Origin of the sequence: Polycladidibacter hongkongensis (assembly GCF_001561995.1) — a bacterium.
Taxonomy (GTDB): Bacteria; Pseudomonadota; Alphaproteobacteria; order Rhizobiales; family Stappiaceae; genus Pseudovibrio; species Pseudovibrio hongkongensis.
Genome location: NZ_LLWC01000030.1, coordinates 36,906 through 48,915, shown reverse-complemented (window position 1 = coordinate 48,915; position 12,010 = coordinate 36,906). Strand labels below are relative to the sequence as shown.

Here is a 12,010-nt window from a genome sequence, read left to right as displayed (position 1 = left end):
TTTCACATCCCGCATAGCAGTTATGTTTTGTTTGCATAGCGAGTAGTTTTCTAGTAAAAATCCCCTAGATAACCAAAAAGCATCACAAACAGGTGCAAGCATCACAAACAAACCGCTGGTCCGACCCCGTCAGATATCACGGTATTTTTCGCATAAATTCAAAGCGTTATCGCAATTGAAAAATGATACACTAGTCGAAATAAAAAAACATTGCGGACAGTACAATAGTGAAAAAGCCAAGTGTATTCATTTGTATATACTTGACTTGCGCCCGGTGCAGGGCTGCCGTGCAGAGAGCATTTGATCTAGATCAACAAACAGACCTGCCGGGGGCGTAAAGTCACCCCATCAAGCGAAGGAAGCAACGAGGCCTCACTCGTAGGACATCAGATTAATCCATCTGCGAGCCGCGCCAAATTGCCAACAGTGAAGGAAAGAACCATGGGCGTTCATCAAGACATCGACAAGGCTGCCAGCCTGCCGTTTCTTAACGACGACATGCCAGCCTGCTACAAAGGCTTCGTCAAAGGTGACTGGAACAAGGAAATCGATGTTCGCAACTTCATCCAGCTGAACTACACCCCTTATGAAGGGGATGCAAAGTTCTTGGCCGGCCCAACCGACGCGACCAACAAACTCTGGGAAGTTTGCCTTGAGCTAATGAAAGAAGAAAACAAAAAGGGTGTTCTGGATGCAGACACCGAAGTTGTTTCTTCCATCACCTCCCACGCTCCCGGCTACATCCAGAAAGAACTGGAAACCATCGTCGGTCTGCAAACGGATGCGCCGTTGAAGCGCTCGCTGCAGCCTTACGGCGGCCTGAAAATGGCAATTGCCGCGCTGGAAAGCAACGGCTACAAAATCTCGGAGCAAACAGCGGAGATCTTCGAGAAACACCGCAAGACCCACAATGACGGCGTCTTTGATGTTTACACTCCGGAAATCCGCCGCGCCCGCTCCGCTGGCATTGTCACCGGCCTGCCTGATGCATATGGCCGCGGCCGCATCATTGGCGACTATCGCCGCGTAGCGCTGTATGGCGTTGACAAGCTGATGGAAGACAAAAAAGCGCAGCACGCCTCTCTTGATGGCAACGTGCTGAGCGAAACAACTTTGCGTCTGCGTGAGGAAATCTCCGAGCAATACCGCGCTCTGGCTGAACTGAAAGAAATGGGCACCCAGCACGGCTTCGACCTTGGCCGCCCTGCTGAAACCGCTCAAGAAGCCGTTCAGTGGCTCTATCTTGGTTACCTTGCCGCGATCAAAGAGCAAAACGGCGCTGCCATGTCTTTGGGCCGCACCAGCACCTTCCTCGATATCTACATCGAGCGCGACATCGCCAATGGCACCTTGAGCGAAGAGCAAGCTCAGGAGCTGATGGACCACTTCGTGATGAAGTTGCGTCTGGTTCGCTTCATGCGCACCCCAGAATACAACCAGCTGTTCTCCGGTGATCCTGTATGGGTAACCGAAGCAATCGCCGGTATGGGCATTGATGGCCGCACCTTGGTCACCAAAAACTCCTTCCGCGTACTGCACACACTGGTGAACCTCGGCCCTGCACCAGAGCCAAACCTCACCGTGCTGTGGTCTGAACATATGCCAAAAGGCTTCAAGGATTTCTGTTCCAAGATTTCCATCGAAACCTCTTCTGTTCAGTACGAGAATGACGACCTGATGCGCTCTTACTGGGGCGACGATTACGGCATCGCTTGCTGTGTCTCCGCCATGCGCATTGGTAAACAAATGCAGTTCTTCGGCGCCCGCGCCAACTTGGCAAAAGCTCTGCTTTACGCCATCAACGGCGGCATCGACGAAAAGTCCGGCAAACAGGTCGGTCCACAAACACTGCCATTCACCGGCGACGTTCTGGACTGGAACACCCTTGAGCCACTTTACGACCAAATGCTCGACTGGATTGCAAAAGTTTACGTTCAGGCGCTGAACTGCATCCACTACAGCCACGACAAGTACAACTACGAGCGCATCGAAATGGCGCTGCATGATCGCGATATTCTGCGCACCATGGCCTGTGGTATTGCTGGTCTGTCCGTGGTGGCCGACAGTATCTCGGCGATCAAGAACGCTGAAGTTAAAGTGATCCGCAACGAGGATGGCCTTGCTGTTGACTATGAAATCAACGGTGACTTCCCATGCTTCGGCAATAACGACGACAGCGTGGACGAGATCGCGGAAAACCTCGTGAAGAAATTCATGGGCAAGATCCGCAATCAGCCAATGTACCGCGATGCGATGCCAACCCAGTCGATCCTGACCATCACCTCTAACGTTGTGTATGGTAAGAAAACCGGCTCGACCCCGGATGGCCGTAAAGCTGGCGAACCATTTGCACCGGGTGCAAACCCAATGCATGGCCGCGACCAGAAAGGTGCTGTGGCATCCATGAAGTCGCTTTGCAAGCTGCCATACGAAGACAGCCAGGACGGTATCTCCTACACCTTCTCCATTATCCCAGGCGCACTGGGTAAAGATGAAGCAGAGCGTATCGAGAACCTCTCCAACCTGCTTGATGGCTACATGCACGACATGGGTCACCACATCAACGTCAACGTCTTCAACCGGGAAACCCTTGAAGATGCCATGGAACACCCTGAGCTGTACCCACAGTTGACGGTACGTGTCTCAGGTTATGCGGTGAACTTCATCAAATTGACCCGCGAGCAGCAGCTCGACGTGATCAACCGGACATTCCACGGCCAGCGTTAATCGCAAAGCCCGAATAATAACAACAGATAGCGCGGGAGCCCTTTTCCCGCGCTATTTTCTTGCTATATACCCTAAGGAAAACAACAGGGTGCGGCAGCTCGACACACCAGCAAAAACAGAATAGCTGCCCTGCAAGTAAAGCCCTACCCCACCCTATAAAAACGTCGTAGTCTGTAGGTATTCTGAACTACACGAAAACGGGCAAGCGAAGGATAAGCACCATGGAAGACGTTATGGGTTATGTCCATTCTGTCGAGACCGGCGGCACCGTAGACGGGCCGGGTCTGCGCTACATCATCTTCATGTCCGGTTGCCCGCTGCGTTGCCAGTACTGTCACAACCCCGACACCATGAAAATGAAGCGCGGCAAGATGACGTCTGCCTATGAGCTTTTGAAGGACATCGCCACCTATCGCAGCTATTTTGAACAAGGTGGCGGCGGCATCACCGTTTCTGGCGGCGAGCCACTTGCCCAAATAGAGTTTCTGCGCGTACTGCTATGGGGCGCCAAGCAGATGGGGATTCACACCACCATCGACACCTCCGGCTACCTCGGCAAGAAAGCCGATGACGAGCTACTCGATCTAGTCGACCTTGTGCTGCTTGATGTTAAAAGCTGGGTGCCTGAAACCTACAAGGAAGTAACCGGCGTTGACATCGCCCCAACGCTTGACTTCGCCAAACGCCTGCAAGCAAAAGGTAAAGAAGTATGGGGGCGCTTTGTCCTCGTGCCAGGCCTAACCGACGCACCGGAAAACATCAAAGGCGTCGCCAAGTTCGTCGGCAGCCTCGATAATGTCAGCCGCATGGATGTGCTGCCATTCCACAAAATGGGCGAGCACAAATGGCAGCAACTCGGCATGTCCTATCGCTTGGACAATACCGCCCCCCCAAGCCCGGAAGTGCTACAAGCCGCTAAAGATACCTTTATTGCAGAAGGGCTTAACGTGCATTAGGTCTACCTGCGAGCAAGACCAGCTCATCGCTTTCATAAAGGCGCTCACCAGCGCCTTTATTGTGCGCAATCGCCACCAGCGCCCGCGCCACCGCAGCCCCCGCAATTGGCCGGTACTTCTGCAATCGCCCCTGCAACAACGGCGCCAGTGCATTAAGAAACGCAGCAGAGACGATCTCCTTTACACGGGTTTCTTCCCGGATCCCCTGTAACAACGATGGCCGAACGATGCTAAACCGTGCAAATCCCATTTCGCCAAGCGTCGCCTCCACTTCGCCTTTCGTTCGCAAATAGTCACTACGCGCCGCTGGATCCGCCCCAATGGAAGACATCAACAAAAAGTGGGTACAGCCGTTTTTCTGCGCAGTGCGAGCCAGCGTGCAAACCAGATCATGATCGATGGCATAAAACCGTGGGAATGACCCTGCCTTGCGTTGCGTTGTGCCGAGGCAACAAAACACATCCTGCGCCGCAACAAGCGTGCCCACCCTGTCAATTTCAGCAAAATCTGTAATAATCTGTTCGAGTTTGGGATGGTGAATACCGGTGTCCCGTCGCACAAGAATGCGGACTAGCCCGTAATGCGGATCATCAAGCAAAGCGCGCAGCACTTGCCCACCCACAAGACCAGTCGCCCCGAGCACTAGAGCAGTTCTCCCGCCGCTTTCCCTATCCATTGTCATTAGGCGAACCTTTACTTTACTTTGACCTTCTCGAGCGCAGCGTATACCATAAAATCATTACTTTATTTCTTGGAGAGTGCCAATGGTCTTAATAGTGTTATTGTTCTTTTCTCTCTTTTTCCTGTCCCTCCCTTTTTCCGCACTCCCCCTATACCTTCTCTTAATCGAAGGGGACAAACAAGCGTTCCAAAAGAAGCATTTAAATCTGCTACGTTTTTTGTTTCTTCCTTTTGCAATTTACTATTTAGCGCTCCTTTTATTTTTTTTAATGTTGGCCGCAAACCTCAGTAGCGATCATTTCAAACATTGGGCAGGAATCTGCCTCACCGCCCCAATAGTACTTGGCCCATACGCTGCAATCTACGCCGTGATCGTCACAGTCATTAAAAAAATATACAACAAGCCCGCCCCAGACTAGCCCGTACTGCGGATCATCATGCATAGCGCGCAGCAATTGCGCGCCCACAAGGCCACTCGCCCCGAGCACTAGAGCAGTTCTCCCGCTGCTTTCCCTATCCATCGTCATCAGGCAAACCTTTCCATAGCTTTGACCTTTTCAAAAGCAGAACATACTATAAGGAAATTCTACTTTTTGGAGCACCAATGGATTACATCGTATTCTTGTCTCTCCCATTTGCCGCGATCCCCCTATACCTTCTCTATATCGAAGGAAACAAACAGGCATTGCAAAAGAAACATCTGAATCTGCTACGTTTTCTGTTTCTTCCTTTCGCAGCGTACTATTCAGCAATCATCTTGTTCCTATTGATCATAGCCGGAAACCCCGACAGCCCCCTACTCTGGCTTGTGATCATATTCGGCTACTCAGCCCCAACAGCACTTGGAGCATACGCTGTAATCTACGCCGTGATAGCCACTGTCATTATGAAGAGATGCAGAAAATCCGCCCTCGACCAACCCATGTAGAGTGTTGAACCAACGCATGTTTCACACAGCCTGAATTAAAACATGATATTTTTGCTCATATTTAAAATTGGCCGTTGACTTCGAGCGCTCTGCACAGTATCTAAAACATGAGTTTGGTATTCCACTTTAGGTATCATTCTCTGTTTGGCGATTGATGACCCAATTGGGTCTCTGGACACTTGGGAGCGAGGCAACTCGCTCCCCTTTTTTTACCCCTCGCCGCACGCACCAATACGTCATAGAAGGTCGACAGAGGCCGGTGAGCGGTTACACCTCCTCCCTTCGCAGGCTTTTAAAACGTGGGTATTGTCGGCAAGCTGCTCTCTCCACAAGGAAAATGCATTTCGGCCTATGGATAAAGCAAATTGCCTCTTGCCATAAAAACCGCTTGGGCCTATATACCGGCCAAGCCAAGCGGCACACCGCTTGCAAGAGAATAACGGGGCATAGCGCAGCCTGGTAGCGCATCTGGTTTGGGACCAGAGGGTCGCAAGTTCGAATCTTGCTGCCCCGACCATTTCTCTAAAAAATATGATGAAACGGGGCATAGCGCAGCCTGGTAGCGCATCTGGTTTGGGACCAGAGGGTCGCAAGTTCGAATCTTGCTGCCCCGACCATCATCAAAAAGTTCGGGGCATAGCGCAGCCTGGTAGCGCATCTGGTTTGGGACCAGAGGGTCGCAAGTTCGAATCTTGCTGCCCCGACCACTTTAAAATGTCTCCCCCTTTTAAATATGCAGCGCATGCCTGAGCCCGTTAACTCATTACGGGAACGCAAACTCGCCGCACCTGCAACCTGCCCCCCCCCTATTCAGCCCCAAGATCCGCCCATCACAAGCCACAAAAAAGGCCCGCCGCATGGGCGAGCCTTAAAAGCTATTATACGACGTCGCTTAGCCGACGAAAGCATTCAACAGCGCAAACACCGCAGCAGAGAGCAGCGCTGTGGCTGGAACGGTGATGATCCACGCGGCAATGATGGTCATAAAGCTGGCACGGCGCACCAACATACGGTTCTTGCTGCTTTTCTCAGGCTTCTTAAAGCTTTCCACACCCGTGCTTTTCTGCACATAAGCCTCGCGACGCTTGGAATTTTTGGTGTACCACTCACGGAAGAAGCCCACACCAAACACAGCGCCCACAGCGATATGTGTCGAGCTCACCGGCAAACCAAGGCCAGAGGCAACAATCACGGTAATCGCTGCAGAGAGCGCCACACAGTACGCCCGCATCGGGTTCAGCTTGGTGATTTTCTCCCCCACCATGCGGATAAGCTTTGGACCAAACAGCAACAGACCAAACGAAATACCAAAAGCGCCAATGAGCATCACCCAAAGCGGGATCGCCACCTTAGACGCAATCTCGCCAAACTCGATCGCATGCACAATCGCCGCCAGCGGGCCAATCGCATTGGCCACATCATTGGCCCCATGCGCAAAGGAAAGCAGCGCTGCGGAGAAAATCAAAGGAGCACGGAACAGCTTACGAATAGACTGGTTCCGGTTTTCCATACCTTCAGATTGCTTGCGAATAAGCGGCCTTGTGATGAAGTAAGCCGCAGCAGCCATGCCAAGACCAATCAAAATAGCGGCCTCAAGATCGATCTTGACGATCTTTTTCAAGCCTTTGACCGCCAGGTACGCGGAGAACGCCCCGGTCATAATGGCAATGAGCATCGGCACCCAGCGCCGCGCGGCAGCCACCTTGTCATCTTGATAGATGATAAAGGTCTTGATGAACGCTAGGAACAGCGCCGCAATAACACCTCCCAAAAAAGGTGAAATCACCCAGCTGGCCGCGATATTGCCCATGGTCCCCCAGCTTACAGCCGCAAAACCCGCCGCCGCAATACCAGAGCCGGTAACACCACCCACCACCGCGTGGGTCGTGGAAACAGGCGCACCAATCCATGTGGCAAGGTTCACCCACAAAGCCGAGGAAATCAGCGCTGCCAACATCAGATTGACAAAGACTTCACTACTGGCCACCCGGCTAGGATCGATAATCCCCTTGGAAACCGTGCCAACCACGTCACCGCCAGCGATCAACGCCCCTGCGCTTTCAAATATCGCGGCAATAATCAGCGCACCGCCAATAGACAGCGCCTTGGAGCCAACAGCTGGCCCAACATTGTTCGCCACATCGTTGGCGCCAATGTTGATCGCCAGATAGGCACCGATACCGGCAGCTGCAATAATTATTGTGTTCCCCATGCCGCCAGTGACATAGAAACTGGCGATAATCATCGCCACAAACAAAAACACCAGCGCCAATGCCGGCGCAAACAAGCGTCGGGATTGCAACGAAGCCGCAGCCTCGATGCCGGTGAGTTTTTCTAGATCTTTATCAAGAGTAGGTTTTTTTGCGCTGTAAGACATTTTTCTATTCGCTTACAAGGACAAACAAGTTGCCCCGGAGTTCAGCAGCTATCGCTGTCTGTCACCCTTGTGGTCATTTGCCAAGTATCACGCCCGTTTTATTAGATGCGCTCAGCTATTACGCCAATTCCAACAGGAATTTGGCGCAAACTAGGCAAGATACCGCTGTAAAGCAAGAGCTATATTTGCCAGCTAAACAAATATTCCTCAGTCAAAAAACTCGATCTTACCTCGATTACCCAAACTAATTCGATAGTGCTAACAAAAAGTCGACACGGCACCGCAGCAGTGCAACGCGCCCGAACATACGCAGCATTGACATTTCCTCGTCGTTGCAGCAGAAAAATGCTAAACGCCAATCAAACAAACTGCGGCAAGTCGCAGGATTTACGAGGATATTGTCGATGAGTGCGCGCATTTATCAGCCAGCCAAAAACGCCATGCAGTCCGGCAAAGCCAAAAGCAATCTTTGGCTACTGGATTATGATCCCGGCGCGGCGAAATCTATTGATCCTCTCATGGGCTACACGACTTCCAGCGATATGCAGCAGCAAGTGCGCATGAAGTTCTCCAGCAAAGAAGAAGCTGTCGCTTTTGCCGAGCGCCAAGGCATGGAGTTTCGCGTGATTGAACCGCGTTTGCGCAAGACCCGCAGCAGCTCCTACTCGGACAATTTTAAACACAACCGCATTGCCCCGTGGACGCATTAATTTTCAGCATTGCAACCAATCAAGCTTTCACCTAAATAGGCCTTGCAGCGGCGCCCACATGAGCGCCCTTGCAAAACGCGGTCCCTTAGCTCAGCTGGATAGAGCACCGGCCTTCTAAGCCGACGGTCGTAGGTTCGAATCCTACAGGGATCGCCATTCTTTTCAATAACTTAGCAATTGACTTTTCATTAAAAATACCGCTGTTTTACAGTTGGTTTTACAGAATTTGTGTAACGCGCAAGTTCGTAGTGGAATCTGGAAAAGTTTGCGGGATTAAGTGGGATTGTACGGGATTGAGCGGTTTTTCAATGAGTTAGGGCGATATAACTGTCACCCTCATCGAGAACGCCGCGCAACTTTGAAATGGAAAAATCCGGCAGTTTTGTGAGAGTGTCATTTTTAGGAATCCCAGAGTTCTGCGATTTAGCATCGTGAACTTTTCCATTTTGTAGAGCGGATGGAAAAGTTTAAGTGGCAGAAAACCGCCACTTTTTGAATTAAACTTTTCCACCTAATTTGCTTAGTATTTCCGCGCTGCTAAATGTATTGCTTCAATTCCTTTCAGTGTTTGTGTCGCGCCTGTTAACTGGGTCTCAAGCCCTGCCAGCCCACCGAACACTATATTGCGCTGGCTTTGCAGGTCCCCTTCTTCATTAAAGCCCTCCAGCGCATATTTGGCTCTGCTTGTCGTGTCCTCTAGTTGTTTTATAAGCGCTTCAAGTGTTGCCTTGACGGCATCGTTTGCGGTTTGATTGTCCATTGTAATCTCCTTTGTTTTTTACACTGGACATGTGGAGCACAGCGACAGCATTGCCAGCTCATGGCATTGCTTTGTTCAGGTTATCTCAGCAATGGCATTGCTCACTTGCACGCCGCGTTTGTAATGAGTAGTTCATTGGCTTTTTTAGCTTTATGAGCGCTTGCCGAGTAGGTCAGGCTGACCTGTTCTTGCGCGAAGTCGCAAAAGATCTCCCGTATCTGTGGGGTGTCATTTATAGACATTATGAACCGGCCTTTAATGCCCTTTAAAAGCTCGGCAAGCGCTGTAAAATCTGCCTTGGAAAAAACCCCTTTTCCATAGTAGTCCTCGGTATCCCAGTATGGCGGGTCGAGATAGAATAAGGTTTCAGGTCGATCATAGCGCTTGATGCACTCCGCGTATGGCAAACATTCAATAGTGACACCTGACAGGCGTTCGTGGACGTCCTCCAGCAATGGCACCACTTTTGTTAAATCAAACCGCGCCGATCGCATGGATACGCCAAAAGTCCGGCCATCTACTTTACCGCCAAAACTAGTGCGCTGGAGATACAGAAACCGCGCGGCTCGTTCCAGATCAGTCAGGGTTTCAGGATCGGTTTTTGATAAACGTTCAAATTCCGATCGGCTTGTGAGTTGGTACTTGAGCACATCCAGAAATTGCGGGTAATGCCGCTGCAGAATGCGAAACAAACCCGAGACGTCGCGGCTGATATCGTTTATCACCTCGCATCTCACTTGATGATCGCGGCGCAAGAACACGCCGCCCATACCCACAAATGGCTCAACATAGTAGTCATGCGGGATGTTCTTGATCCGTTTTACAATTAGCTTTGACAGCTGAAACTTTCCGCCAATGTACGGCGCAACAGGTTTAACCGGGTTCGTTGGTTGCATCGCGGTTTGCCTTGGATTGGATCTCGGCGGATCTCACATCATTGTATAAGCCACAACGGCCACACTTTATTTCTATTCGGCCATGCATGGCCATAAATTCTACTTTGAACAGTAATTTATTACAGTTGCTGCAGCGGATAGACTCCATTTGGTTTCTCGCATAAACAAGGCTCCTGCTCATCTGCCTAGGTGAGTTGATGTGGCGGGAGCGGTGTTATGCTTGGGTTACATCGGTCGGGATCTGGTTGGAGCTTGACCCCGACATTCGGAAGCTCACTCTTCCGGGTCTCTCGCCTCATTTTTTGGCTCACATTCTGCTGTTGTTGAATACCCGTCCGTCTCTGCGTTGTAGTCATGCGTAACGGTCTGGGGTGTCCAGATGTCATCAATGTCTGATGCAAAGCCTTTCAGATGCAGATCAATCTGTTCCAGCAGGTCCGGATCGCCTTGCCTGGTTTTTATCGAGATACGCTTTTGCGCCCGCTTTAGCTGCTTGGCCTTGCTGGTTGCGGCTTTCTCCGCCACCTTTTTATCCGGAAACAACCGCCTGATTTCATAGAACGGATCGTCTTTGTTCAGTTCTTTCTTGGCGCTGGTCCGCTTGCCCTTCTTGGGATCAATGGCCACCGCTTTGACGCCCCCATATTGCGCCTTAAAATCCTTGGTGAAGGTAAGCGTTTGCACATCTGCCCGCGTCAGTTGGTGTTGCAGCTCACGCCCCTTGATGTCCTTGCCACCACCATTTGCCAGCAATACGATCTTTTTCCCGGAGTATTTCTCGATGAAGTCGTGGACTTCTGCGACCTCTCCAATGAGCTGGAACAGGGACTGGCCATCACGGAAAAAGTGGTCGTACACAAAAGCGCCTAATGCCGGATCGATTTCCACTTGATAGCCGTCTCGCTCTGCTTCACTTTTTAAGATGTCTGCCAGAGCGCTGTTCTCATAACTCGCGCTACGCCGCTGTTTTCCCTTGCCATTAAAATCAGCCGAGGTGCAGGTGATGACCATCGTGTCACTGTCTTCTGCGCTAATCTCGCGAACATATTGATCGACCATAAAGGGACCGAACCGGCGCTGTCGACCACCTTGATAACCCAGCGTGACGATCAATTCGGCCTTTTCTCGCGGTGCGGGCAATTGCAAAAGTGGATCGGCCAGCGTGACCTCACATTTGTCAGGATCCTTACCGCTGTTCAGAGTGATGCTCAGAGAGCGTAGGTGATCTGTCACTACCTGTGAGGGCTTGCCATCCCATTCTAACGTACAAAATGGCGTCATCTAGCAGCGACCCCGCCATGCGGAACGGGCGCATCGGGCCGTTGCCAACGCGGGATCTGCAGTAGGATGCCTGCGGGCAATATCAGCCCCATATCGGCAAGGCCGGGGTTTGCATTGTGAATAGCCGAGCGGCCAGCTTCATCGCCGTATTCCTCATAGGCAATGAGATCGACCATGTCACCATCCTTGCTCATGCGGCTCTTGGGATTAATGGTCATTAAAACAGCCTTTCAACCAGTTTTGACGCAGCGCTCTTAGCTGCGCTAATCAACCCGTCTCGCCCCTGCAAAACACGAGACATCAGCGAGTTCCGATTGAGCCCGCCCTGATAGAGGCTGAGCTCCAGATCGTACTTGGCTTCGACAACGCCATTAGGACCGGTGCTTTCATCAGAGAGCCGGAGGGAGAGCGCTTTGTAGAGACCAAACGGTTTTTGCGCCGAGAACAGTGGTAACACCAGCCCGGCCTCAATAGATGCCCCCATTGCTTCAGCCGCTTCATAGCCGCCGTAGCTTTGCGGGAACAACACGCCTGAGATTGTCAAAGTACGCGGTGTTGCGCCAAGAAAATGGTCGACATGGCCACCATTGGCGGTGAAGTGCTCCATCCAGCGCCCTGCATATTCACGCTCCAGCTTTTGGTAGTTCAGCCCCTCTACACGGAAACGATGAGGGCCAAGGGCAAGCAACGCCAT

At 51.5% G+C, this 12,010-nt stretch carries 13 protein-coding genes and 4 tRNA genes; 8 read left to right on the top strand and 9 right to left on the bottom strand.

All coding sequences use genetic code 11. The features are described 5' to 3' along the window. The first annotated feature begins 441 nt into the window (after positions 1-441). Complete coding sequence (gene pflB / locus AYK82_RS14585; RefSeq protein WP_082733967.1) at positions 442-2,727, top strand: formate C-acetyltransferase; 2,286 nt, start codon at positions 442-444, stop codon at positions 2,725-2,727. A 221-nt stretch (positions 2,728-2,948) separates the two neighbouring features. Next, on the top strand, positions 2,949-3,683 hold the full coding sequence (gene pflA / locus AYK82_RS14580) for a pyruvate formate-lyase-activating protein (RefSeq protein WP_068317586.1): 735 nt from the start codon (positions 2,949-2,951) through the stop codon (positions 3,681-3,683). On the opposite strand, the gene AYK82_RS14575 is transcribed toward pflA, so the two are convergent. Continuing rightward, positions 3,670-4,365, bottom strand: coding sequence for an NAD(P)H-binding protein (locus tag AYK82_RS14575; protein WP_082733966.1), 696 nt, complete (start codon positions 4,363-4,365; stop codon positions 3,670-3,672). The two genes, pflA and AYK82_RS14575, sit on opposite strands and share 14 nt — an antisense overlap. A 265-nt stretch (positions 4,366-4,630) precedes the next feature. Then, complete coding sequence (locus tag AYK82_RS18045; RefSeq protein ID WP_156453388.1) at positions 4,631-4,891, bottom strand: hypothetical protein; 261 nt, start codon at positions 4,889-4,891, stop codon at positions 4,631-4,633. Between the two features lie 77 nt (positions 4,892-4,968). On the opposite strand from AYK82_RS18045, the gene AYK82_RS14565 reads away from it, so the two are divergent. From AYK82_RS14565 to AYK82_RS14550, 4 genes are all read left to right on the top strand, one after another. Then, the gene (locus tag AYK82_RS14565; RefSeq protein WP_068317579.1) at positions 4,969-5,292 is read left to right on the top strand and encodes a hypothetical protein; all 324 of its coding nucleotides are present in this window, start codon (positions 4,969-4,971) and stop codon (positions 5,290-5,292) included. A 440-nt stretch (positions 5,293-5,732) separates the two neighbouring features. Continuing rightward, a tRNA-Pro gene (locus AYK82_RS14560) sits at positions 5,733-5,809 on the top strand. Between the two features lie 23 nt (positions 5,810-5,832). After that, positions 5,833-5,909 (top strand) — tRNA-Pro (locus tag AYK82_RS14555). Positions 5,910-5,922: 13 nt separating this feature from the next. After that, positions 5,923-5,999, top strand: a tRNA-Pro gene (locus tag AYK82_RS14550). A gap of 185 nt (positions 6,000-6,184) precedes the next feature. Here the strand turns inward: AYK82_RS14550 and AYK82_RS14545 are convergent. Then, the gene (locus tag AYK82_RS14545) at positions 6,185-7,669 is read right to left on the bottom strand and encodes an inorganic phosphate transporter (protein ID WP_068317575.1); all 1,485 of its coding nucleotides are present in this window, start codon (positions 7,667-7,669) and stop codon (positions 6,185-6,187) included. A gap of 404 nt (positions 7,670-8,073) precedes the next feature. On the opposite strand from AYK82_RS14545, the gene AYK82_RS14540 reads away from it, so the two are divergent. Then, the gene (locus AYK82_RS14540) at positions 8,074-8,379 is read left to right on the top strand and encodes an ETC complex I subunit (protein WP_068317573.1); all 306 of its coding nucleotides are present in this window, start codon (positions 8,074-8,076) and stop codon (positions 8,377-8,379) included. 79 nt (positions 8,380-8,458) lie between these two features. Then, positions 8,459-8,535, top strand: a tRNA-Arg gene (locus tag AYK82_RS14535). 364 nt (positions 8,536-8,899) lie between these two features. Here AYK82_RS14535 and AYK82_RS14530 read toward each other — a convergent pair. From AYK82_RS14530 to AYK82_RS14510, 6 genes are all read right to left on the bottom strand, one after another. Beyond that, positions 8,900-9,139 carry a hypothetical protein gene (locus tag AYK82_RS14530; RefSeq protein ID WP_068317571.1) on the bottom strand — a complete coding sequence of 80 codons (240 nt, stop codon included), beginning with the start codon at positions 9,137-9,139 and terminating at the stop codon, positions 8,900-8,902. Positions 9,140-9,240: 101 nt separating this feature from the next. Beyond that, positions 9,241-10,035, bottom strand: coding sequence for a DNA adenine methylase (locus tag AYK82_RS14525; RefSeq protein ID WP_068317568.1), 795 nt, complete (start codon positions 10,033-10,035; stop codon positions 9,241-9,243). Beyond that, positions 10,013-10,123 (bottom strand): Com family DNA-binding transcriptional regulator, encoded by a 111-nt coding sequence (locus tag AYK82_RS18655; RefSeq protein ID WP_425272585.1) that lies wholly within the window; start codon positions 10,121-10,123, stop codon positions 10,013-10,015. Before AYK82_RS18655 ends, AYK82_RS14525 begins: the two co-directional genes overlap by 23 nt. 185 nt (positions 10,124-10,308) lie before the next feature. Continuing rightward, on the bottom strand, positions 10,309-11,316 hold the full coding sequence (locus AYK82_RS14520; protein ID WP_068317562.1) for a phage late control D family protein: 1,008 nt from the start codon (positions 11,314-11,316) through the stop codon (positions 10,309-10,311). After that, positions 11,313-11,534: a tail protein X gene (locus AYK82_RS14515; RefSeq protein ID WP_244265775.1), complete on the bottom strand. Its 222-nt coding sequence runs from the start codon at positions 11,532-11,534 to the stop codon at positions 11,313-11,315. Before AYK82_RS14515 ends, AYK82_RS14520 begins: the two co-directional genes overlap by 4 nt. Further along, entirely contained in the window at positions 11,534-12,010 is a 477-nt protein-coding gene (locus tag AYK82_RS14510; protein ID WP_068317559.1) for a phage tail protein, read from the bottom strand. The genes AYK82_RS14515 and AYK82_RS14510 overlap by 1 nt, the downstream gene beginning before the upstream one ends.